Source organism: Arthrobacter sp. P1_H7, from assembly GCF_056405215.1.
Genome location: NZ_JBFUCO010000025.1, coordinates 1 through 22,114 on the forward strand (window position 1 = coordinate 1; position 22,114 = coordinate 22,114).

General features: G+C 64.2%; 17 protein-coding genes, 3 tRNA genes and 2 pseudogenes. 12 read left to right on the forward strand and 10 right to left on the reverse strand.

The window, feature by feature from the left end:
- Both AC1DXI_RS19375 and AC1DXI_RS19380 read left to right on the forward strand, forming a co-directional pair.
- Positions 1-240 (forward strand): annotated as a pseudogene (locus AC1DXI_RS19375) (HNH endonuclease signature motif containing protein); the annotation flags it as partial.
- Between the two features lie 187 nt (positions 241-427).
- Entirely contained in the window at positions 428-907 is a 480-nt protein-coding gene (locus AC1DXI_RS19380) for a DUF2087 domain-containing protein (protein ID WP_476939947.1), read from the forward strand.
- Between the two features lie 207 nt (positions 908-1,114).
- On the opposite strand, the gene AC1DXI_RS19385 is transcribed toward AC1DXI_RS19380, so the two are convergent.
- The 3 genes from AC1DXI_RS19385 to AC1DXI_RS19395 all read right to left on the reverse strand — a co-directional run bounded on the left by AC1DXI_RS19385 (position 1,115) and on the right by AC1DXI_RS19395 (position 3,866).
- Positions 1,115-2,083 carry a GNAT family N-acetyltransferase gene (locus AC1DXI_RS19385; protein WP_476939948.1) on the reverse strand — a complete coding sequence of 323 codons (969 nt, stop codon included), beginning with the start codon at positions 2,081-2,083 and terminating at the stop codon, positions 1,115-1,117.
- Positions 2,084-2,202: 119 nt separating this feature from the next.
- Positions 2,203-3,345 (reverse strand): phosphotransferase, encoded by a 1,143-nt coding sequence (locus AC1DXI_RS19390; protein WP_476939949.1) that lies wholly within the window; start codon positions 3,343-3,345, stop codon positions 2,203-2,205.
- A 215-nt stretch (positions 3,346-3,560) separates the two neighbouring features.
- Positions 3,561-3,866, reverse strand: coding sequence for a hypothetical protein (locus tag AC1DXI_RS19395; protein ID WP_026537151.1), 306 nt, complete (start codon positions 3,864-3,866; stop codon positions 3,561-3,563).
- Positions 3,867-4,141: 275 nt separating this feature from the next.
- Here AC1DXI_RS19395 and AC1DXI_RS19400 point away from each other — a divergent pair, with 275 nt between their 5' ends.
- The 3 genes from AC1DXI_RS19400 (at position 4,142) to AC1DXI_RS19410 (ending at position 7,461) form a co-directional block, all read left to right on the forward strand.
- The gene (locus tag AC1DXI_RS19400) at positions 4,142-5,755 is read left to right on the forward strand and encodes a phospholipase D family protein (protein WP_476939950.1); all 1,614 of its coding nucleotides are present in this window, start codon (positions 4,142-4,144) and stop codon (positions 5,753-5,755) included.
- Between the two features lie 271 nt (positions 5,756-6,026).
- Entirely contained in the window at positions 6,027-6,407 is a 381-nt protein-coding gene (locus AC1DXI_RS19405; protein WP_476939951.1) for a nuclear transport factor 2 family protein, read from the forward strand.
- A gap of 205 nt (positions 6,408-6,612) precedes the next feature.
- On the forward strand, positions 6,613-7,461 hold the full coding sequence (locus AC1DXI_RS19410) for an SDR family NAD(P)-dependent oxidoreductase (protein ID WP_476939952.1): 849 nt from the start codon (positions 6,613-6,615) through the stop codon (positions 7,459-7,461).
- A gap of 85 nt (positions 7,462-7,546) precedes the next feature.
- Here AC1DXI_RS19410 and AC1DXI_RS19415 read toward each other — a convergent pair whose 3' ends face one another.
- Positions 7,547-8,407, reverse strand: coding sequence for a 3-hydroxyacyl-CoA dehydrogenase (locus AC1DXI_RS19415; protein WP_476939953.1), 861 nt, complete (start codon positions 8,405-8,407; stop codon positions 7,547-7,549).
- A gap of 26 nt (positions 8,408-8,433) precedes the next feature.
- Positions 8,434-9,066, reverse strand: a complete 633-nt coding sequence (locus AC1DXI_RS19420) for a TetR/AcrR family transcriptional regulator (RefSeq protein WP_476939954.1) — start codon at positions 9,064-9,066, stop codon at positions 8,434-8,436.
- Between the two features lie 69 nt (positions 9,067-9,135).
- On the opposite strand from AC1DXI_RS19420, the gene AC1DXI_RS19425 reads away from it, so the two are divergent.
- The 3 genes from AC1DXI_RS19425 to AC1DXI_RS19435 all read left to right on the forward strand — a co-directional run bounded on the left by AC1DXI_RS19425 (position 9,136) and on the right by AC1DXI_RS19435 (position 14,215).
- Positions 9,136-11,544: an alpha/beta fold hydrolase gene (locus AC1DXI_RS19425; RefSeq protein WP_476939955.1), complete on the forward strand. Its 2,409-nt coding sequence runs from the start codon at positions 9,136-9,138 to the stop codon at positions 11,542-11,544.
- Positions 11,545-11,989: 445 nt separating this feature from the next.
- Positions 11,990-12,421: a hypothetical protein gene (locus tag AC1DXI_RS19430; RefSeq protein ID WP_476939956.1), complete on the forward strand. Its 432-nt coding sequence runs from the start codon at positions 11,990-11,992 to the stop codon at positions 12,419-12,421.
- Between the two features lie 819 nt (positions 12,422-13,240).
- The gene (locus AC1DXI_RS19435; RefSeq protein ID WP_476939957.1) at positions 13,241-14,215 is read left to right on the forward strand and encodes an aldo/keto reductase; all 975 of its coding nucleotides are present in this window, start codon (positions 13,241-13,243) and stop codon (positions 14,213-14,215) included.
- A gap of 202 nt (positions 14,216-14,417) precedes the next feature.
- On the opposite strand, the gene AC1DXI_RS19440 is transcribed toward AC1DXI_RS19435, so the two are convergent.
- Entirely contained in the window at positions 14,418-15,785 is a 1,368-nt protein-coding gene (locus AC1DXI_RS19440) for a ferredoxin reductase family protein (protein WP_476939958.1), read from the reverse strand.
- Positions 15,786-16,904: 1,119 nt separating this feature from the next.
- On the opposite strand from AC1DXI_RS19440, the gene AC1DXI_RS19445 reads away from it, so the two are divergent.
- Together AC1DXI_RS19445 and AC1DXI_RS19450 are read left to right on the forward strand one after the other, a co-directional pair.
- Positions 16,905-17,591, forward strand: a complete 687-nt coding sequence (locus AC1DXI_RS19445; RefSeq protein WP_476939959.1) for a DUF6994 family protein — start codon at positions 16,905-16,907, stop codon at positions 17,589-17,591.
- Between the two features lie 1,244 nt (positions 17,592-18,835).
- Positions 18,836-19,008 (forward strand): annotated as a pseudogene (locus tag AC1DXI_RS19450) (IS30 family transposase); the annotation flags it as partial.
- A gap of 14 nt (positions 19,009-19,022) precedes the next feature.
- On the opposite strand, the gene AC1DXI_RS19455 reads toward AC1DXI_RS19450, so the two are convergent.
- From AC1DXI_RS19455 to AC1DXI_RS19470, 4 genes are all read right to left on the reverse strand, one after another.
- Positions 19,023-20,225, reverse strand: a complete 1,203-nt coding sequence (locus AC1DXI_RS19455; RefSeq protein ID WP_476939960.1) for an IS110 family RNA-guided transposase — start codon at positions 20,223-20,225, stop codon at positions 19,023-19,025.
- A 485-nt stretch (positions 20,226-20,710) separates the two neighbouring features.
- A tRNA-Arg gene (locus AC1DXI_RS19460) sits at positions 20,711-20,783 on the reverse strand.
- 6 nt (positions 20,784-20,789) lie between these two features.
- Positions 20,790-20,863, reverse strand: a tRNA-His gene (locus tag AC1DXI_RS19465).
- Between the two features lie 24 nt (positions 20,864-20,887).
- A tRNA-Thr gene (locus tag AC1DXI_RS19470) sits at positions 20,888-20,960 on the reverse strand.
- Between the two features lie 28 nt (positions 20,961-20,988).
- Between AC1DXI_RS19470 and AC1DXI_RS19475 the strand changes: the two genes are divergently transcribed.
- Both AC1DXI_RS19475 and AC1DXI_RS19480 read left to right on the forward strand, forming a co-directional pair.
- A complete protein-coding gene (locus AC1DXI_RS19475; protein ID WP_476939961.1) occupies positions 20,989-21,138 on the forward strand; it encodes a hypothetical protein in 150 nt (49 codons plus the stop codon).
- Between the two features lie 626 nt (positions 21,139-21,764).
- Positions 21,765-22,106: a hypothetical protein gene (locus AC1DXI_RS19480; RefSeq protein ID WP_476939962.1), complete on the forward strand. Its 342-nt coding sequence runs from the start codon at positions 21,765-21,767 to the stop codon at positions 22,104-22,106.
- The last annotated feature ends 8 nt before the right edge of the window (positions 22,107-22,114 follow it).

Sequence of the window (22,114 nt, forward strand, 5' to 3'; positions counted from 1 at the left end):
TGGGAACCACCCCGCTGGCCCGAGGACTGGCTGCCCCACATCCCGGCCACGGACACACGCCCGGAACCCGACACCGGCACAGGCTCCGATCAAGCCCCGCCCGAGGACCCGGACCCAGACCTGCCCACGGATCCGGACCCGGACCTGCCCCCGGACCCCTTCCCGGACTGGCACCAATTCACCGCCGGGCACCCACTGACCGATCCAGTACCGGAATACCGCCTGCTCCAATCCGTCTGAACGGCCAACCGTCAATGTCCGGGCCATCAGTCGCCGCCTGCAGGCCCTGTCCGCCACACCCGCGCGGGACTACGATTTTGCCTGGTGACCAAGCACGGGGTGACCATCACAGGCGGGGCAGACGTAGAGTGAGGAAAACGCTGTGACCGGAGGGACGAGGCTGAGCGGACCGCACTGGCGGCGAGTAGTGGCAGCCCTCGCTAACACGGACGCTCGGACCGCCTACGCGCAAATAGTGCTCGGCGCCAAGCTCCCCGACGTGCTTGCTGACCTGAATGACCACCGACGAAACCGGGCCACCGCCGCCCTGCTTGAGTCAGGGCTCGTGGAACGCAATGCCGCCAACGAACTGGAGGCACCCGAGGCGATCTTCCGCGACCTTCTAACACAGCAACCGCGGCGCCAGGCGCAAACCGGATTGGCCCGCTTCATGCGCTTGGGGAGGATCGAGAGGTATCCAGCCAACATGACGGAACGGCGGGAGCTCCTGGCTTGGATCGTCAGCGAAGCTATCGAGCCGGGCGAACACCTAACGGAAAAGCAGGTTAATGAACGGCTCCTCAGCTATTCCGATGACGTCGTGATGCTGCGCCGCTACATGATCGACTTCGGACTCTTGGAACGTACGGCCTCGGGTTCCTCATACTCCCGTCACGACGAAGCCTAGGACTGGAACCTGGCATTCTGACAGCCTCAAAACCTGTCCGAGCGCAGACGGGACGCAGTAGTCTCTTTTTGCCACCGGGTATAGATGCCACCGGGTACAGAAGGGCAGCTTTGCTGCCCGCCCAAAAGAAGAATGAGAGATGTAGGTCTATTTGGAAGATTTTCCAACAGTTGACCGGGACATGGTGCACGGTAGGGGACGGGGATGTCAGCGCCAGTCGTCGATCACGTAGGCGTCGGGGTGACTGTAGCCGGGCTCGTTGGGCCGGTGCATGGTCACGCCCTGCATTCCGGTATGGAAACCTCGGGCGACCATGCGCTGATAGGCATCCGGGCGGCCAAGGTTCATCCCGGCCTCGAGCTGACCCAGTCCGCGCTCGGCGGCCAGTTGCTCGCAGGCGTCGAGTAGTCGTTCGAATCTGTCACCGGCCTGCCGGCCGGGGCGTACGGCGCCGAACTTGACGAAGCACACATCCGCGCCGGCCTCCGTGCCCGGTCCGCAGTGACACACGGCCAGCCCGTCGAGTCCCGACTCGCCCGGCAGCAGCACGGTGTCCCCGGGTCCCTGCGCGTGCGTGGCCACGATCTCGCGTTCCAGGTCCAGCCCCTCGTACACGGCGTCGGTCAGGGCACGACAGGCGTTGAGGTAGTCGGGCCGCTCGGCGGCGGGCAGTTCGGCATACGTCACCCGGCCGGGCACCGCGCCGCGGGCTTCGACCGGCTTACGCATGACGGCGGTCAGGAATCGGGGCCAGAAGCCGTACCGGCGGTAGAGCTCGAGGTGTTTGGGACTGTGCGCGAAGGTGAACAGGCCGAGGTGGCTATTTCCCCAGGTCTCGAAGCAGCCCATGATCGGCTCCATAAGGCTTTTCCCGACGCCGTGGTCCCACAGGTCCGGACGCACGGTCAGCGGCCCGAAGAACCCGACGCTGCCCCAGTTGGCGGCGAAGTTCGATCCGGCGAGCTCGCCGTCGACCGTCGCGGCGAAGGCGGCGTGCGGATCGGCGGCAAAGCGAGTACGGACATAGTCGGCGGTCCCGAACGGATCGGGGATCCCGAGGAACGTCCCGAACGCCGCCCTGCAGATCTCGTCGGCGCGATCGAGGTCCGTTTCGCGCAGCGGGCGGACCGACACCGGGCCCCCGATACTCTTTCGCCCGGTTTCCTGTGCGGTCATGACTCTCTCCCTCCACGACGTGTTCCTGCCTCCAACCCGTGAGTTGGGTGGCCTCCTCCAGCACCCGCGCTTGCTCATCAAGATCCCCGCGCAGCCCCGAACCCTTGAGCTGACGGAAGCTATGCCTCAGTGCTCTGATAATGCTTTGCCCGTTCGTCGAGAACGGCGGTGGCCATGGCTAGGCGCCCGGGGAGCGGAACCAATGCCTCCCGGAGCCAGATGGTGTCCGAGTAGGCATGGAACCGGTCCGGATTTACATGCAGTTCCTCGACTACGGCCAACACTTGATTGTGAGCCGTAAGGTAACGTGCCGACGACAGGTGGTTCCGTCGCCGGTGCAGCTCCAAGCGCACGTCCATCTTGGCCAGATCGCGGGCCGCCTCTGCTTGGGCTCCTTCGTCAAAATCCAGCAATCCGAGCGGGGACCGGTCGTCGACTACGATGATCTGCTTGCTGTGCAGGTCTCCGTGGGACCACACCAGCGGATCCGGGGCCGTCCGAAGCAAATTCTTCGTCACATCCTCCGCTGCGGCCCGCAAGGCACTGACTTGAGGCGACATTTCCGGCACGTTTTCGAAGTGACGCAGCCAGCGGTTCACGCGTCGCCACAGATACGCTGCTTCCACCTCTGCTGAGCGGAGCGGCAGGCTGTTCAGAACGCTGCGCGCGGCGCTGCCGGGCGGGACGCTCAGCTGAGCGACCCACGAGCGCGCCCATTTCTCCCATGCCCGTGCGAACGATTCATCGCTGGTCGTGTAGTGATCCTCACTCAGCTCGTTCAAGGTCGGTCCCGGGACGGTGCTGAAAACGATGACGTCCTTGGCGCTGCGAAGGATCCTGGGGGTCGTGAAGGTGCCGGCGGCGTCCAGGAGAATGTTCACGCGTGCGCAGCGTTCGGCGGACGCGATGGCCTGCCCTGGCAGGAAAATCTTAATGTAACGGCCCTCCGCCCGGACCACCGCACGCCTGTGGGGCCGATACGTAATGAGTTCGCCTTCCTGCGCTTCCGCCCGCAAGGCGGGCAGTTCGGGATCGTCCAGCGGCACGAGTTCAAAGCGCCCCTGACGCAGATAGGCTCCACGGAGAGCGCGGGTCCGGCCCTGACTCACGACCTCCAGCACGTAGTTTCCTGGCTTCTTGTCGAACCAGGCCCGGCTGACTCGCCAAGTTGTGCCCGTAGCTTCGTCGGCATATTGCAGGACGGGCAGGTTCCAGCTCATCGGATCAGCTCCAAGTGCCGCTTCAGATTGTGTGACCAGCATGAACGAAGAGCATGAGGTCCAGATGAAGTGCGCATTAAGGAACCCTCATGAATGGACCGCCGTCGGATCGCTCTGGCTGAGTTGGACAGTCTGCAGAAGCTCTCGACGGCGGGATGCAGCGCAGAGTCCGCTACGGAAATCAGTGAGGAGATCCGCTTGGAAATCGCCACAATCAACCCAATTCGGGAAATCCAGGACCACAGGATTCTCAGCGGTCAGCCCGCGCCCTGGCCCTCGCGGGCCACCTCTTCCAGAATCCTGGCTGTCGGCGCTGCCGTCATCAGCTGCCCTATCACCTCTGGTTTGTCCCACACCTGGCTGCGCAACTTTTCCAGAAAGCCGGTCGCGGCGTCCTTGGTGTCGAAGTCAAGGAGCACGGCCACGCTGTTCTGGTCCTCGGCATCCCGGAACAAGCGGACAGACCGGGCGCCCGAGGCGGCGCGGCCTGCGGGATCGCTGTCGAAGACGTTCTTGAAAGCCTCGTAGTCCCGGACCGGATAGCTAATCTGCAGGGTGAACATCGTCGTTCCTTTCCCTCGGGCTGTGTCAGGAACACGATAGGCCGACCAGCGCTATCCCGGTAGGGCCAGAGTGCGGCTTTGATCCGGTGCTGCGCCGCCCTCCATAAAAGCCATCCCTGAGTATCAGTTCAAGTGGGCGCCCATCACGAATGGCTGTTCCGCTGGTCCGCTGACACCGGGCGCCTTTGACCCGGTCGGTGACATTAGGCAGCACAGTCGCTACTTTGAAGACCGGACACAAGTGGCCTGGGCTCGGGCGCCGAAAGAAGGACTGAGTGGACAGTGATGCTGGTACGTGGTTTCTGAGCCGCGCTGAGCGGGGGAATTTGGCCACAGACGTACACGCGGGCGGTGCCGGATCGCCGCCGTGGTCGGAGGGCAATCTCGTACTGCCCCTGATTCATGGAGCGACCTACTTCGCCCGGCTGCACGAGGAGTTAACGGCTCTGCAGGCGGGAGACCGCGTGTGGTTCACCGACTGGCGTGGCGACGCCGACGAGCGGCTGCTGGCGGACGGACCGTCGATCGGCGACGTGCTCGCGGGGTTGGCCGGCGCGGGTGTGGAAGTGCGGGGCCTTGTCTGGAGATCCCACGGAGAGCGCGTGTCGGCCCCGATCAGCGGCCGGTCCAACGAGCTCCTGAGTCGTCAGGTCAACGACGCCGGCGGAGAGGTGCTTCTGGATCAGCGTGTACGCCTGTTTGGCTCCCATCACCAAAAAATCTTCGTCATCCGCCGTCGTGACAATCCGTCGCGGGACGTCGCGTTCGTTGGCGGGATCGACCTTTCCCACAGCCGTCGCGACGATGCCGACCACGCGGGAGACCCGCAAGCCGTGACCATGGATTCCCGGTACGGGAAACGACCGCCGTGGCACGATGCCGCCCTCGAACTGCGTGGCCCCGTGGTGGCAGATGTGCTGGCAGTGTTCGCTGAACGGTGGAACGACCCCCATCCCCTGGACCGACGCACCCCCTACCGGATGCTGCTGCAACGACTGGCCCGTATGCCCCGGCACCCCGAACCGCTCCCGGCCACTGCTCCTCCGCCACCGCCGGCGGGCCCCCACGCGGTGCAGCTGCTGCGCACCTACGGCGTTAGGCGTCCCCCGTTTCCGTTCGCGCCTGGTGGGGAGCGCAGCATTGCCCGCGCCTACACGAAAGCCTTCGCCCGTGCCCGCTCGCTGATCTACGTCGAGGATCAGTACCTGTGGTCGAAAGAGGTCGCAGCCGGAATCGCGGAGGCCCTCGACCGGAATCCCGACCTGAACGTGATCGCCGTCGTCCCCCGTTACCCCGACGCTGATGGGCCGCTCGCAGGGCCGGCGGCCCGGATCGGGCAACTGCGTGCCATCAGCATGCTGCGTCGGGTCGCGCCCGACAGGGTCGGCGTGTTCGACCTGGAGAACCGCGCGGGAACTCCGATCTATGTCCACGCCAAGATTTGCATCATCGACGACGCCTGGTTCACCTGCGGCTCAGACAACTTCAACCGCCGGTCCTGGACCAACGACAGCGAGCTCACCTGCGCCGTATTCGACACGACTGTCGAAAACCGGGACGCGGCCGGCACTGACAACAGCCACGACACTTTCCGGCCTTTGGCTCGCGGGCTCCGGCTCCAACTCTGGGCCGAACACTTGGGCCTGGACCAGAACGACCCCCGGCTCGTCGACCCGGCGGCCGGGCTCAAACTTTGGAATACCACCGCAGACACTCTCGACCGCTGGCATGAAACCGGCCGGGGCTCACCCCGACCCGCCGGACACGTGCGCCACCACACGCCAGAGCCGGTGTCGCCGCGCCAACGCATCTGGGCAGATCCGATGAGCCGCCTCCTCATGGACCCAGACGGCCGCCCCCGCCGGCTGCGCGGCACTACCCAGTTCTAGGCACAAAGCTGACGGCCGCGAACCAGCAGAACGCCTGAACGACTCCGGGGACCGCAGCCCCGCCACGCCGCTGCGTCTTCGCCTCAGCCTTCGTGCATCCCAGGCAAACGACGGCGAGCACCACGCCGCAGCGGCAGCCCTCCTCGTCGTCGTGACTTCTGTACTCAACGGCTATAACCTGACCGGCGACGATCCGGTGCAAATTGAACCGCGTTCTCCGCCTCATCGATGTGCAGAGCTTGAATATTTCAATCTTAAGGAGGAGCTGCCGATGTCCACGCTGAGCAAGGCTGCGCCAGACGTACTCCAGCGCTACTACCGGATCCTGGCCGCGGGCATAGATGCGTTCGACCCCGACGGCGAGCTGCGCACTTTGCTCGTCGATGACCTCGAATTTGAAGGTCCGATCGCAGGGAAGCGCACAGGGGCCGCCGGATTCTGCCAAGGCGTAAAAGGCTTCATCTCCACGATGTCGGACCTTGAGATCATCCAAGAGGTCCACGGCTCAGATGGCTCCGCGATACTCTACGACGCCCGCATGCCGGCCGGGATTGTCCGGCTCGCAGAGTTCTTCCGCTTCGACAACGGCAAGATCTCGATACTCCGGATCCACTACGATCCCGCCGACTACGTACGACAAGGCGGCCGCTGATCTTCCTCCCCGCCCGAGGCAGACGCCGCCGGCGTCGCGGAATCATTCAGCCTAAATCCGTCCGCGGCGTCCCGACAGACCCCCCATAATTGCCCCGATGCGATGGAACAGCGCCGCCGGGGAACCACCCGGCGGACAACCACCTCGGAACTGTCACCACGCCGGCGCCCTTGCTCTCCCCGGCCGCTGCGCGTATGAGAGAAGCATGGGTTCGCGACGAGACGTCCTCCGCGGACGCGTGGCGGTGGTGACTGGCTCGACGCGCGGCCTGGGGTTGGCTATGGCCCGGTTGCTGGGGCATCAGGGTGCGACCGTGGTGCTGGCGTCCAGGTCGGGCGCCGACGTCGAGGCCGCCGTCGAGCGGCTGCATGCGGAAGGCATCGCGGCGTCCGGGCGTCAGTGCGACACCGGCGAGCTGGCCGACGTCGAGGCCCTGCGCGACGAGGCCCTTAGCCGCGGGACGCTCGACATCTGGGTCAACAACGCCGGAGCTTCCGGTGTCTTCGGGCCGACGGCGTCCACACCGGTCGAGGACTTCACGCGAGTGGTGCGCACGAACATCCTCGGCACGTTCCACGGGTCGAGGGTGGCGTTGCCGGTGTTCATCGGCCAAGGTCGCGGCGACCTCGTCAACGTGTACGGCCACGGCGACCAGGGGCCGGTAGCGCTGCAGAACGCGTACGCGTCAAGCAAGCGTTGGGTGCGCCACTTCACCGAGACGTTGCGGGTGGAGACCAAGGGCACCGGCGTCCGGGTGCATGGCATGAATCCGGGCCTGGTGATCACGGACATGCTGGGGCACGTCACGTCCCAGCCCGGGTACGAGCATCGACTGGGCGGGCTGCAGGTCGTCGTCGGCCTATGGGGGCAGACCCCTGACGACGCCGCGCGGCCGCTGCTGGACCTGGTAACGTCGGACGCCGCCGAGTTCCGGTATCTGACCAAGACGACCATGGTGACCCGCGGGGTGCGCAACGTGCTGGCCGGACGCCTCCGTCGCGCCAAGCGCATGCCCCTGGACATCACCGTCCTGGACACGAACCGCAAGGGCTGACGGGTCCGCGTCAAAAGCGGCTCCGTAGCCACTCCCCCCGCCGGTGAACCGTCCGTCAGCACCGTCCGTCCGCCCATGCGAAGGCTCAGTAGGTGTAAAAACCCTCGCCCGTCTCGACGCCGAGCTTGCCCTGGTCGATGTAGTTGTCCTTGAGGTACCGAGCGAAGGCCTGGGATCCGGGCTCTGGCGAGGACGCGGCAATGTTGTAGGCGGTTCCCAGCCCGACGACGTCGTAGATCTGGAACGGACCGCTCGGCGCTCCGGTGGCGATGCGCCACGTCTTGTCGATCGTTTCCGGGCTGGCGACGCCCTGCAGCAGCAGGCCGGCGGCCGCGTTCAGGAGCGGGACCAGCAGGGAGTTCAGCACGTAGCCGGCTTTCTCCTTCCTGATCTCGATCGGCTCCAGCCCGCTGTTTCGCGCGAACTCGACGACGGCGTCGAAGACTGCGGGATCGTTTTCGGCGGTGCCCATCACCTCGGCGATGTTCTGCGCCCAGATGTTGTTGGCGTAATGGATGGCGAGGAAGCGGTCGGGGCGGCCGGTGGAATCCTTGAGATCACTGGGCAGCAAAGTTGATGAGTTCGTGGCGATGATGGTCTTGGCGGGGGCCAATTCAGCGAGCATGCGGTAGACGTCCCGCTTCACCTCGAGCAGCTCAGGAACGGCCTCGATCACGAGGTCTGCATCGGCGACGGCGTCCCCGAGGTCGGCGGTGAGACGGAGGTTATCAAGAGCTGCCTCGGCCTTGCCCTCTCCGGCACCGCCGACGTTGGCCGCCCGGTAGATGCCGACAAGCCGGGCGAAGCGCGCCCGGGCCTTCTCCAGGGCGTCGCCGTCGACGTCGTAGGCGGTGACAGTGAATCCGTGGAAGGCGGCCTGATAGGCGATCTGGGAACCGAGCACTCCGGTGCCGAGCACGGTCAGGGTCTTGATCTGGTGAGGCATGCGGGTTCTTCCTTTCCACCCGGGCGCTAGGAACGGCCGGGGTTGACGGACCCGTAGATACTGCGGATCCAGATGGTGGATAACACGTCCAGGGCATGGGACTCCGCGATCGAGGGAATCTCCCGGTTGAGGACGGCGGTGATCACACGCTCGTTCATGAGATTGAGGCTTACGGCCAGGTCATGGGCGTCGATGCCGTCCGACGCGGCCCCTCGGGCTTGCTCGGACGAGATGACATCGCTCGAGAAATCGACCCAGGACTGCATCGATTTGGACCATAGGGCGCGCACCTCGTCGTTGCGGGCCCGCGCTGCAATCGCCGCGGTGGCGACGCCGCGATGCGCCACGAACACCTCAACGAACATGCCAATGGAGCGTGTCCAGGCTCCCGCGGGGTCACTTTCGAAATTTCGCGGCAACTCGCTGACACGGTGTTCTACCTCGGAGATCACCCGGTCCAGAAGGGCCAGCAGCATCTCATCCTTGGACGAGAAGTAGAAGTAGAAGGTGGGGCGCGAGATGCCGGCGCCGCGGGCCAGCTCCTCGATCGAAACGTCGTCGAAGGACCGCTCGCCAAGGAGCGCCTCGGCGGTGGTGAGGATCGCGTCCTGGCGTTCATCCCCCGAGACCCGTGCTGTACGTCTTCCACGTGGAGCCATGCGCCCATCCTAACGCGAGGTATCAACACGGTGTTGACTCTCTCGACTTTAAGTCGATAGCTTGGCGTGATGAGCGCGCACGTGGATGTGTTGATTGTCGGAGCCGGGCTGAGCGGCATAGGTTTCGCGAGCCGGCTGAAACGCGAAACACCAGGGAAGACGTTCGCGATCCTGGAGTCCCGCAGCGCTGTTGGTGGCACCTGGGACCTCTTCCGCTACCCCGGCATCCGCTCCGACAGCGACATGTACACGCTCGGTTACTCCTTCCGGCCCTGGACGGGCGCCAAGGCCATCGCCGACGGCGATTCGATTCGCGAGTACATCGAGGCGACGGTTGCGGATGAAGGTCTCGAATCGCGGATCCGGCTGAATTACCGTGTCGTCTCGGCCGAGTGGTCGAGTGAAACCGCGCGGTGGACAGTGACAGCAGTCCCGACGTCGGGCGGCGAGTACCGACAAGACGATGCGGCATCCCGTCCCGGCGAGGCAGCCACCTTTACCTGCTCGTTCCTGTCCGTCTGCTCGGGCTACTACCGCTATGACGAGGGGTTCACCCCGGCCATCGAGGGCGCCGACACTTTCGCCGGATCGATCGTCCACCCGCAGCACTGGCCAGCCGACCTCGATTACGAGGGCAAGCAGGTGGTGGTCATTGGCAGCGGCGCCACCGCGGTGACCCTTGTGCCGTCGATGGCGAAGTCGGCCGCCAAGGTCACCATGCTTCAACGCTCCCCCACCTACATCGCCCCCGTGCCGTCCCGGGACCACCTGGCCGACCGCCTTCGGGGCAAGGTGCCCGCTCAACTGGCGTACGACGTCGTCCGGGCGAAGCACATACTCTTTTCGATGTTCACGTACCAGCTCAGTCGGCGGCGGCCGGAAACGATGAAAGCGATTCTCCGTAAATCGGCCGTCGCCAAGCTGCCGGCCGGCTTTCCGGTCGACACGCACCTGGCCCCGTCATATCAGCCCTGGGACCAGCGGGTCTGCGCGATCCCGAACGGGGACCTCTACCGGGCGATCAGCGCCGGCACTGCCGACATCGTGACCGACGAGATCTCACGGATCGCCCCGCACGGGATTGACCTGGTGTCCGGCGGGTCGATTCCTGCCGACGTGATTGTCACCGCGACAGGACTGAACCTGCTGGTGATCGGAGGGATGACCCTCACTGTAGACGGCGAGCAGGTGGACGTGGGCAAGACCCTCACCTACAAGGGCATGATGCTCGACGACGTGCCCAACTTTGCGCTCACTATCGGCTACACCAACGCGTCATGGACGCTCAAAGCCGATCTGGTCGCAGGCTACATCTGCAGGCTGCTCAAGTACCTCGACCGCCGGAACCTGCAGTGGGCGGCACCCAAAGCACCCGCTGACGTCGCGACGGCGGAGCTGGGTTCCCTGATTGACCTGAAGGCCGGGTACATTCTTCGCGGCGCGGACAAGCTCCCCCGGCAGGGCGCGGGCTCGCCTTGGCGACTGCACCAGAACTATCTGCGCGACTTCGCCCTGCTCAGGGCCGGCCGGGTCACGGACCACGTTCGGTTCGGCCGGTGCGGGCAGCAGGTGCGCGGATCCGGACGGACGACGGCGCCGCTCCCGGATCCGCTCGTCCTCCCCGGAACCGGGCACGTCGACGTCGGCGGTGCGCGGTTGCGCTACCGGAAGACCGGCAGCGGGGATCCCGTGCTGCTCCTGCACGGCATCGGCCAGAGCCTGGAGGACTGGAACGAGCAGCACGAGCGGCTCTCGGCTCGCCATACCGTGATCAGCGTTGACCTGCCGGGCTTCGCGTACTCAGACCGGCTTTCCGGAACAGCGACTTTGGCGAAGCTTGCGAATATCCTGCCCGCCTTCCTCGATGCCCTGGGGGTGCACGGTCCGCTGCCCGTGGTGGGCAACTCGCTGGGCGGCGCCGTCGCCATGAAGCTGGCAGCCGACCATCCGGACCGCGTCTCGGCCCAGGTTCTTGCCAACAGCGCCGGATTCGGCAAGGAGGTGGCACTGGTGCTGCGCCTGCTCGCCGTCGGGCCGCTCGCGGCGCTGCTGCTGCGTCCGGATCCAGTGGCTTCGCGCCGGACCGTGGAGTCGATCTTCTACGACAAAGCACTGGTGACCGACGCCCGCGTTGACCACGCGTTCGCTTTGTCGCAGCGGGCGTCCCACCGCCAAACCCTCCTCCACGTCGCTCGCGACCTCGGAACCATCTTTGGTGTCAGGGCCGGGTGGCGGAGGGCCCTCCTCGGGGCGTTGGCGCAGTCGGAGACTCCCATGCTCGTGGTCTGGGGCGACCACGACCACATCCTCCCGTTCAGCCACCTCGAGGCGGCAGTGGCAGCGTTGCCGCACGCCGAGTCGTACGCATTCTCGAAGACGGGGCACATGCCGCAGATCGAACGGCCCGACGAGTTCGCCGCGGTGGTGGAGGACTTCCTGTCACGGGTTCCGGCGGGGACGCAGGCGGCAGCCATCTGAGGCGTGTGGGCGATCCGAAGGCATAATAACTTGCCCTGGCTGTAATTACTGGCCACGTCCCGGAAACTTTGCCTTCAAGCGGGACATTCGGCCCGCCGTTATAAGAATTGGGGGCTACACAATGCATTCACATCGCGCCAGACTCTTCACTGCCGTCACCATCGCAGGTTCTTCCATCGGCCTCGCCCTTGCCGGCTGTGGGCCACAGCCAGGGACTCCCGCCGCCGCTTCGAGCCTTGTCGTGATTACCATGGCAGACCGCACGGCGACGTTATCTTTCCCACCTGCTTCCACTGCAGGACCGACGGCACCTGCCGCCAGGGCGGTACCGGCGTCGGAGGTTCCCGCCTCAGCGGCTAAGCACGGGTCTCCCGCGCTGAAGACCTTCACGTTCCCGGACGGACACATCTCGTTCGCCTATCCGGAGACGTGGACTGTGCGAACCGTGCACCCGCCCGCCGGCCTCCCCGGCGTTGAGGTCATCGTTGCTGACGGTGCGGGAAACGATCTGCTCTTCCTGGCCAACGGCGTCACTGCAGGGTGTACTGGCGGTCCCGTGAAGCGTCACGTGTTCGATCACAAGGCAGTTTCCGGAATGACGGCGCCGGACGGCAAGAAGCCCGTCTTTGGATTCGCTGTGGAATCCTTTGGTGATGGCGATGCCTACTTCATGGGGCTAACTGATCCCCGGTCGCTGAAGGAGGGCGAGGGCGTCGCATCATGGTGCAATCTCGTCTCCACCGCCAACGGCGGACTGTTCACCCGGGTTCTTTTCGGCGACCCGGGGTTCCCGAACAGGGGGGCCGCGAAAGCCTGGATGGCGACAAACCAATACACCCAACTCAAAGCACTGCTGGTCAGCCTGAGCTACACCTGACCGTCGGACCGAGGATCGCGGCCGCTCGTACCCACGTAGGTGCGAGCGGCCCGATCACGGTCACTTCCCGGTCAGGCCGACATGCAGGCCGGTGACGAGGTGGTAAGACCAAGCGGCGCGAAGGTTGCATCAAGATCCGTGCTGCTGGGCACGCGCCAACGTTGCCAGTCGCGCCATGTAGGTGATCGATTCGAGGAGCCACTTGGGCCGCTCGCGCAGGGCCAATCCGACCTGGGCCCGAGAGGAACTACGCGGCAGATTCGCCTCATGAGCACACAATAAATGACCTTCGAAAAATGACCTTTGATGTGAGATTCCGATCTATCTAGACAAATCTGCATTATTGACCCCAGTGTTCGCGGGAACTTTCGATCACTTGAATGAGCGGTTGTTCCAACTTAGTTGGCCCTTTTTCGAAGTCGGTCGGCCGACGCACTTGAACCGCGTTAATGGGAGTAGCTCCGAATGGCCAACAACTTCCGTTTCTGACGGATCGGATCGACCTTATCCGGCGTGTGCCCCGCCGTCTCCGAGGCCATCCTCCCAGCCGGACAGCACGGGCCAGCGGACCGAATCAAGCTGCCGTCGCGGGTCGTCTAAGTCCCTTGCGACGACACTGCCGGCCGGCTCGGCATTGAGCCGGCGGCCTTTGATCTCCGCTCCAACCGGGCTGGTTCTCCAAACCCGGCGGCATCTGCCTGCGACGCTGCGACGGTGGGATCGGCCGGGACCCCTTGCGTGCACACAGTTGGCCGTTCTTCACATAGCGTGGGGGCAAGGGCCGCAGCCGGGCCCGGGACTGTTTGACGGAGGACGAACATGGAATACATCAAACTCGGCAACACCGGCATGGACATCTCCCCGCTGGCACTGGGATGCATGACGTACGGGGACCCGGGCCGGGGCCCGCATCCCTGGACGCTGCCGGAGGACCAGAGCCGGCCGCTGATCCGCCAGGCCGTGGAGGCGGGCATCAATTTCTTTGATACTGCCAACGTGTACTCCAACGGTTCCAGCGAGGAAATCATAGGCCGGGCCCTGGCAGATTTCACCCGCCGGGATGAAACCGTCATCGCCACGAAGGTGCACGGCGCGATGCGGCAGGGACCCAACGGGCGGGGCTTGTCCCGCAAGGCCATCTTCGCCGAACTCGATGCCAGCCTGACCCGGCTCGCAACGGACTACGTGGACCTGTACCAGATTCACCGGTGGGACCCCGCCACGCCGATCGAGGAGACGCTGGAAGCTCTCCACGACGTCGTCAAAGCCGGCAAAGTCCGCTATATCGGTGCATCCTCGATGGCCGCCTGGCAGTTCAGCAAAGCGCTCTACCTTCAGCAATTAAACGGATGGACCCGTTTCGTCACCATGCAGGACCACTACAATCTGGTCTACCGAGAGGAGGAACGCGAAATGTTCCCCCTCTGCGCGGACCAGAAGATCGGGGTGCTGCCCTGGAGTCCGCTAGCGCGGGGGAAGCTCACCCGGGACTGGGACGAGAAAACCAACCGCTCGGAGAAGGACGAGTTCGGCAAGACGCTCTACACCGCGGAGGAAAGCGACAGGGCGGTCGCCGAAGCCGTGCGCGTCATTGCCGAACGCCGCGGCCTGCCCCGCGCCCAGGTCGCCCTGGCATGGGTCCGCTCCAACAGCGTGGTCAGCGCGCCGATTGTCGGGGCGAGCAAGCCGGCACATCTTACCGACGCCGTCGCCTCCTTGGAACTGACACTCACCACCGAGGAAAAGGCGGAACTGGAAAGCCCATACGTCCCGCACGCGGTCGCCGGATACTGAGCAGCGACGGCGTGAGGTGACCCGACGGCAGCACCAACCGCGCGATTGACGGACGCTGAAGCGCGGCCTGGCTCGGATCTGACAAAGTCAGTACACGGGGCGTCGCGGCGTTCAGGCCGTAGGCCTTTCGCCCCTCATCATCAGGTGACTATCCTGCCGGCGGCTGAATCGGCAGACAACCCCATTCGTCCGGGCGGACAACTTAGCGCCACTGGAAGTACTCGCGGTGGATGTTGGCTGTGCGGACTCCTGCGGAACGGAAGGTCCTCCGGAACTGCCTGAGCATGGGATCCGGCCCACCCATGAAGACCGAGAGCTTCCGGGGCGGGGTGTCCACGGCGGCGAGCACCTGCTCGGGCGTCAACCGGCCGTCGACGGCGGTGTCCACCAAGTGCACGGTCAGGCTTGGGTAGTCTTTCGCGATGGATGTGATTTCCGCGGCGAACGGGGACGGCCCTGCCGACGTGACAAAAAAGTGGACTGACTCCCGCAGGTCCCCCTCCAGGGACCGCAGCCAGCTCAGGAACGGTGTGATTCCCACACCGGCGGCAATCCAGACCTGGTGTTCCGTTCCCTTGTGCCTGTCGAACCGGCCATAGGGTCCGCCCACCACCGCCGGCATTCCGGGCTGCACCACGTCAGGAAGCCTTGTTGTGTGGTCCCCAAGCGCCTTGACGGTGATACGCAGGTGCTGGTCCCGTGCCGAACCGGACATGGAAAAGGGATGGCGTTGCCAGCCCTGCTTGGTTTCCAGGTAGATCATGGCGAACTGGCCAGGCCGGAAGTCCAGCGGTCTGCCGAGCGGTGCAAGGCTCAGCTCCACCAGGTCCGGGGCCACTGCTTTGACCTGGTCCACCTGGTAGTCGTGGTGCGGCAGGAAGCGGCGCGCCAGGAGCTCCCGGTAGGCGTAGAACGCCAGCCCGACGCCGCCGATGGCGACGAAACTCCACCGTAGCCCGGGGCCGGCGTCGAACGCGCTGCCATCCAGCAGTCCGTGGAAGAACCCGGCCGCAACGAATATTCCCGTCAACCGGTGGAAGCCACGCCAGCGCTCGTAGCCACCCAGCAGGCGGGCCACCAGGCGGACCGGCCGGGCGCTTCCGAGGCCATGGACCAGGTCACGCACCCGCGCGGGGACCATGGTCCGCCAGCGCGGCAGGATGGCCCAGGCCACCAGGGCCGCGAGCCCGGAGATCCCGATGACGGCAAGGGTTTTCCCCACGCTGGTCGCCTCCGGATTGGTTGCCAGCTCGATGTGCGGAAGCAGGAGGACGGTCCCGGTGATTGCGGCACGCCGGTGCCAGATGGCTGCGTGGTCAATCCCGCCGAACACGTGCTCCACCTGCGGGAGGGTGCTGATCAGGACCAGGGCGATGGAGAGCAGCAGGATCGACTCCCCGCCGAAGAGCTGGCCGACGTATCCGGCGGCAGGTTCCCCCTCGGGACGGGCCAGGAGCCAATACAGGGCGTAGGCTGCCGCGAGGATGATGATCACGGTGGGGCCCACGCGCCGCAGGGGCACGCCCGGGAGCGACGTCAACGGTTTGGCTCCGGGGTGCGGAACTTCCATGAATCTCGGCTCCTTCTTCACGGCTTGCTCGTGCAGCACCGCCTAGCCGTCATCCTAGGCCAGCCACGGGCGGCGCGGAGAACCAGGCACCCGTGGAATCTCACATCAAACAGAAGGAAGCAAACTGTGAGAGCTAGGGCTTCATGGCGAAAAACGCCAGATGCGGGCCACCGTAATTACGCGGTTTTGGTGGACTACTGCCCATGTTGTCTGACTGACCTATTTGGCGAAATTGGTAGGCAATGTGAAGTATCACCCTTGGTAATAGCTGAACGGTACACATCTTCGTCGCCACCTCCGGCCCTGCCAATGGTTGATTGGGTCTGGTCCGAGGCGCGTCACCAGCTCGGCCTTCTTCTTTGCGAACTCTCATCCTGGGTGACAATGTCTGAACCCCGTAGGGCAGCAGGCTTTGTAGGCTGTTCGTCACAATCGCTGAGGTTGAGTCAGAAGGCAAGGAGGTCATGCAGTCGGCGGGGTCCAGGATCAGCGACCCAGCAGCCACCGTCTCCGAGGTCTGCGGCTTCTAACCCGGGGCCGCCAAGAACACCGCTTAGACGGTAAGGATCGCCTCGATGCAGTCGATGGTGACTGCGCGAACCCCATCGGTCCCACCTGCCGGATAGCCGGTGGCGGCGAAGAACTGGGCTACGTCGGAGCTGGCGTTTCCCAGTCGGGCTTGTCCTCATTGTCGAGGCGCAGGACGGTGCAGTTCAGTGTCCGACCCTGGTTTATCCGGCGTTCGGCGAGGCGGACAAGCCTTGCTGCTGCCTCGCGGCGCGAGGTGAAACACTGGCTGGCTGCGGTGCCGATCTTTTACTTCCCACAGCTGCTCAGCCTGGACGAACTTCTCGACGAAAGTGAGTCCCGCGAACGGGGGCTTCGCTGAGGAACATGCGGACGTGTTTCCGCGCTTCCCACCAACCCGTTGTCCGGTATGTCGGCGAGGATGGAGTCGCCATGTTGGCGCACCGTAAGTCCGCTGCGGCTTGCGGCCAGTGCGCCCTCCCCTAGTAGCCTGTCGCGTAGACCTCCCCCAAAGTGCTGTTCTGAAGGTACGCTGACGAGCAGTGGAATCCACACGTCGGATTCAAAAACGGGGCTCCAGGGGGCAGAAAAATGGCCGAAGGCGTTGATACATCCTTCGAGTTCCACTCAGACTCGGCTGGCAAGGACCCTGACAGGTACAGTCCGACGCTGCTCCTGTACCACCAGCTGCTGTGGAGCAAAGAGTTGCCCACCGGAGGGCGCTTTGACCTTGCGCCTGAACGCAGGCACCTCGAGCACCGATCTTCCCGGGGCGTCTTTCTCCTCTCCAGTGACGCCTTCACCACCAGGCTTGGGAAGAAGGCGGGGCGTGTCATACGTGAAATCCCTGATGAGGAGATGCCAGAGGACCTCGGCTACACAGTCGGCAGCGCCATCGTGTTCCCTGGCAACAGGGTCGGCAGAAAACAGACGATCAATGGCGCACGGGGATTCCGCGCCAACCTCGCCGACCGCCCCGACCTGACCTTGGAATGCATCCGCCGCCACTATCTCGGAGTTATGCCGAACCCGCTGGCAGATGTCCTGCTCAGGTATAAGGACTTCTTCGACCTGTTCGGGGACTTCCGCGGATACGTCGAATTTTTCCTGCTGCAGGACCTCGTAGAGGATGACGGCCAGACCATCCGGTTCTTCCACCCGTTCGCTGATTTCAGAACGCCGGCCGTACCGAAAAACAAGGCTGAATACCTCAGCTATCTGCAGGCCAGCAACGGCTTCATCCGGGCACGGAACCGCAGGATCGCCGAAGCGCTGTAGGGGCTGTCACTGGCCGCTTCCGTTACGGAGGCAAACACTCCAGAGCGTCAGGAAAGACCAGCACCTCGTCTATGGGATGATCCGGACGTTTAGCGCGCCGACCAGCAATCTTTGCAAGGGGGGCCATTTATGGGACCAGAACACTGACGAAGACAAGAAGAAGATAGTAAGTAAGAGGACTAAAGACGAACGCCTGAATCACGTCGGCTCAACGGGGACAATTTAGCTGGCGCTGCGCCAAGATGTAGTAGCCGTGAGTGCTGCGGCGCGGCGGCAAACAAACAACAAATGTAGATGGACAGGCTACTTGGTCCGAAGGACCATCGTTTCGACCCTGTAACTACGCGATAGCTGGCGCCCGGGCGTTACTGGCCCCGGACAGGCCAGATTCCTAATAACGGTTAGGGATTGAAAGTTTCCACGTCGCGCCCCGGGTCTTCGGGTTTTCCTTGGCCGCCAGGTCAGCCTCGATCCGTTTTGCCTGCTCAAAGTAGGCACGCTCGGCTGCATTTCTGATACCGCCAAAAAGTCCGGCTATGGCGCCGCCTACTGCAGCTCCACCATGCTGGGCAGCACTACCCAGACATTAGCTCGCCGCCGGAAGAAGCCATTTACCCGCCGACAGGGCGCCCCCCGATCATGAGCGCGTATTCCTCCAGTGGTCCCCCCGGTTACCGAAGAACACAGATTCATCCATGCTTAGCCCCAACTTGTTCTCGTATGATGCAGCAACCTGCTTCTTGACGGCCTGAGCTGGAACCGGGCTCGTACGTGTCGGCGAACCGGCGTCGGGAATCACTGGCTGCCTGCCCTGCTGCGGAATCTCGGCCCGACACACTTGTTGGCTGACTTTCGGCGCCACAGGAGCGGCTTTCCGCGGACCTCGTGCCATCACCGGAAGGCACATGACCGGGATCTCTCGCTCGTAGCCCTTCAGCAGGTCCACTAGGATGTGGTGCTCGCCCCCGCGCAGTTGTGTGAGATCCAGGCGCTGGCGTTCATGTCGGTATCGGACCACCATCAGCCTTTCGCCAGGGAAGCCCGTACCGGGCAGGGACACGATGACCTTCGTCCAATGTGCAAGCATTTCAAGCCGGTTCAGCTCCCGCTCTCGCGGTGTAGCGTTCGTGCCGTAGACACGCGCAAGCCCGCGCCAGGTACCGAGAAGTTCACGTCGGGGGTCCATCAAGGACAGCCGTTGAGCGTAGGGCGCCTGCGCAAGCTCGATGATGTCTAGAACCAGGGAGGCCAGAGGCGGACTCAAACGCGAGATACAGGCAGCCCTGCGCAGCGGCCGGACACGCCGCAAACCGCACAACTCCGGGGAACAACGCACTCCCGGTTCGTGGACCCCATGGTCATGATCTCCGAGCGTCCGGCCGAGATCGAGGACCGCGCCGTGCCAGGCCATTGGGAATCTCAATGTTTCTGTCAAGCAGCTTGAGCGCGGATCCCTGGCGTTGGTTCCTGGTAGAGGGCGTGGTCGCGGATCATGGCCCAGAGGACGTTGATGCGGCGCCGGGCAAGGGCGATGAGCGCCTGTTTATGTGACTTTCCCTCCCCGCGCTTCCGGTCATAGTAGATTCGCGAGGCCGGGCTGTTCTTCAGGCTGGAGAGGGCGGCGAGGTAACAGGTTCGCAGGAGCCTGCGGTTGAAGCGACGCGGTCGGTGCAGATTCCCGCTGATTCGTCCTGAATCTCGTGGGACGGGGGCCAGGCCCGCGACGCTGGCGAGCCGGTCGACGGAATCGAACGCGTCCAGGTTGCCGCCGATGTTCGCGAGGAAAGTTGCTGCAAGTATGGGGCCGAACCCCGGCATGCTCAGTAGAACATCGGCGCTGCCGTGCTGCCGGAACAGGTCGGTGATCTGGGCATCGACGTCGGTGATCTCTGCATCGATAGCGTTGATCTGCCCGGCCAGCCGGATGACCAGGGCAGAGCCTGTGGTCTGAGTTGGCAGGACGGTGTGCTGGGAGTTCGCGGCCGTAAGCGCCTTCTCGGCCATCTTGGCACTGTTCCGGCAGCCGCGTTTCCTCAGCCAGGCGGCGAGCCGGGTCAGGCCTATCCGCCGGATGCCCTCCGGGGTCTGGTAGCCGCCCAGCAGGATCAGGGGCGCCTTCTTGGAGTAGTCGAACGCACGCTCGAGCGCAGGGAAGTATTCCAGCAACGTGGCACGAAGCCGGTTGATCGCCCGGACACGGTCACAGATCAGATCGGTGCGGCGGGCGGTCAGCAGCCGCAGATCCACGCTGATCTGGTCCGCACTGCGAACGGGTTGGAGGTCGGTCCGCATGCGTGCCTGGTCGGCGATGATCCGGGCATCTTTCGCGTCAGTTTTGCCATCCCCGCGATAGGTCGCCGCGGCGTGATGCACGATCCGTCCCGGGATATAGAGCAGCTGCTGGGTATGCGCGGCCAGCAACTCGATCAACAGGGCGGCGCCGCCGGAGTTCAGATCCGTAGCCCAACAGACCTCGCCGCCGGCGGCGATCTCCGAGACCGTGGCTATCAGGTCGAGCAGCACGATTTCGTCGTTCTCGACCCGTTTCGAGAGCAGCACCGTTCCTGTCTGATCGATCACGACGCAATGATGGGCTCTTTTGCCCGAGTCGATTCCTACCCAGAATGCCGGCATATCTTTAGGTCCCTTCGATCAGCTCCAATTTCCGTTGGCCCTGTCGATAACCACGCCGGCACGTCCTTACCCAACGATCAATGTCGTAAGTCTCAATCAGCGGTCGAGTCATCGGCGGGCAGCGGGCGGCCATTCCCAGTGAGCCGTCCAAGCGGCAGGGCGACCTGGGCCATACCCGCCACCCGAGGGTGATCGAAACACTACGACAGCCCCGAAATCACCCACAACAACACCGTAAGGAGGGTGACCTCATTACCGGCGCCTACAACCAGTCAGCGATCGCGACCCTGGTCGAACGCACCACCCGGTACGTGATGCTCGTCCACCTGCCGCATGACCACACCGCCGAAATCGTCCGTGACGGACTCATCAAGACCATGGCCACCCTGCCGGAGCACCTGCGAGGCTCCCTGACGTGGGACCAGGGCGCGGAAATGGCAGGACATAAATCCTTCACCCTCGCCATGGGGGCCAGGTGCGTTGCGTGCCCGCGATTGGAATCGAACCAACGGCCTCCTGCTCCGGAGGCAGGCGCTCTATCCCCTGAGCTACGCGGGCGTGAAGTGGGGTGACTGACCGGCTTCGATCCGGCGACCTCCTGGGCCACAACCAGGCGCTCTGCCAACTGAGCTATACACACCATGCGGCGCGATTCGCGCCCGAGCCTGGTACGAGACTTCAACTCGTGAGGTCGTTCTTACCAAGAACGCGCTCTACCATCTGAGCTAACCGGGCAGGTATTGAAATGGCGTACACTCGCGGCGTGACCGAAAACGAGACCCCGGAGCAGCCCGCGAACGAGCACGGGGTCGACCATTTCAATGAGGCTGACGGATATACTCCCGTCAAAGGCTGCCAGCTTTGCGAGGACGCGGTCGACAGCGCCTACGGAATGGCCTCGGACCTGGGCTAAACCAGATCCTTTGCCCCCGGCTGGATTCAAACCAGCGACTTCCGGAGTCGGAGTCCTCCCCGGAGAGCGCTTCGTCCGTCCGGGAACGCTCCAGGAGGTCCAGTGCAGCCCTGGAATCGGTCAGCACGGTGAGAGTGCCGGTATAGTCGCCTAGGACCAGGTGCATGTTTAGGGTGGCCTGCAGGCCCCGGCGGACACCGGCCAGTTCCCCGGCGCGGATGCCGCCTTTGTCCGTGACGGCCGTGTAGACGCGTAATGGAGTCGGACTGTTGGCGTTGCGGATGGCCGACCGACGACGCTGCAGCCTGCAGAAAGCCGGCGGGCTACGTCCGCTAGATACACGCTTTTCATACGTGTCCCATTAGTAATCAACTAAACCAGTACATGGTCAGCCCATGCCGTCACGTGAAGTAGTGATTGAGCTGGCCATCAGGAAGCACAACGAAACATAGTGATTCGCCGGCCCTGATAGGCTCTTCGGCTGCGCATAGGCCTACCCAGCGGCAACCAACATCTTTCGTGTGTGCGGCATGGTGAACGCCGCTCCTCGCCGCAGTTCGTGGGCCGGTATAGGCTCAATCTGGCGCGGACCCGGCTGGGGTCTACTCGGGAGACGGGGATGCATCGTGGGCATTTGGGACAGACTGAAACAGGTCATCGACGGGGTGGCGCCGAAGACTTCCGAATGGCCGCCCGAGCAAAGCCCTGAGCCACCGGCGCAGGCTGTCCCCCAAGGACCGGCCGCCGGTGAGTCCGACCCCATGCAGGGCTACTCGGAGATCTGGGCGAGCGAACTCATCGACGGCGACACCTGCAAGAACTGCGCCTCCCACGACGGCCACGAGTACACATCGATGGCGGACGCCCGGGCCGACTATCCGGAGGGCGCATACCCTGCCGGCGGCTACAAGCACTGCACAAGCGACTCGGGCTGCCGCGGAACCCTCATGATGATCCGCAGCGCCTGAGACAGCCA

What these genes read in the sequence shown, in the direction of transcription:
- AC1DXI_RS19385 (WP_476939948.1), bottom strand. Translation starts at nt 2,083, where the DNA reads ATGACCGCACAGGAAACCGGGCGAAAGAGTATCGGGGGCCCGGTGTCG.
- AC1DXI_RS19390 (WP_476939949.1), bottom strand. Translation starts at nt 3,345, where the DNA reads ATGCTGGTCACACAATCTGAAGCGGCACTTGGAGCTGATCCGATGAGC.
- AC1DXI_RS19395 (WP_026537151.1), bottom strand. Translation starts at nt 3,866, where the DNA reads ATGTTCACCCTGCAGATTAGCTATCCGGTCCGGGACTACGAGGCTTTC.
- AC1DXI_RS19405 (WP_476939951.1), top strand. Translation starts at nt 6,027, where the DNA reads ATGTCCACGCTGAGCAAGGCTGCGCCAGACGTACTCCAGCGCTACTAC.
- AC1DXI_RS19410 (WP_476939952.1), top strand. Translation starts at nt 6,613, where the DNA reads ATGGGTTCGCGACGAGACGTCCTCCGCGGACGCGTGGCGGTGGTGACT.
- AC1DXI_RS19415 (WP_476939953.1), bottom strand. Translation starts at nt 8,407, where the DNA reads ATGCCTCACCAGATCAAGACCCTGACCGTGCTCGGCACCGGAGTGCTC.
- AC1DXI_RS19420 (WP_476939954.1), bottom strand. Translation starts at nt 9,066, where the DNA reads ATGGCTCCACGTGGAAGACGTACAGCACGGGTCTCGGGGGATGAACGC.
- AC1DXI_RS19425 (WP_476939955.1), top strand. Translation starts at nt 9,136, where the DNA reads ATGAGCGCGCACGTGGATGTGTTGATTGTCGGAGCCGGGCTGAGCGGC.
- AC1DXI_RS19435 (WP_476939957.1), top strand. Translation starts at nt 13,241, where the DNA reads ATGGAATACATCAAACTCGGCAACACCGGCATGGACATCTCCCCGCTG.
- AC1DXI_RS19440 (WP_476939958.1), bottom strand. Translation starts at nt 15,785, where the DNA reads ATGGAAGTTCCGCACCCCGGAGCCAAACCGTTGACGTCGCTCCCGGGC.
- AC1DXI_RS19445 (WP_476939959.1), top strand. Translation starts at nt 16,905, where the DNA reads ATGGCCGAAGGCGTTGATACATCCTTCGAGTTCCACTCAGACTCGGCT.
- AC1DXI_RS19455 (WP_476939960.1), bottom strand. Translation starts at nt 20,225, where the DNA reads ATGCCGGCATTCTGGGTAGGAATCGACTCGGGCAAAAGAGCCCATCAT.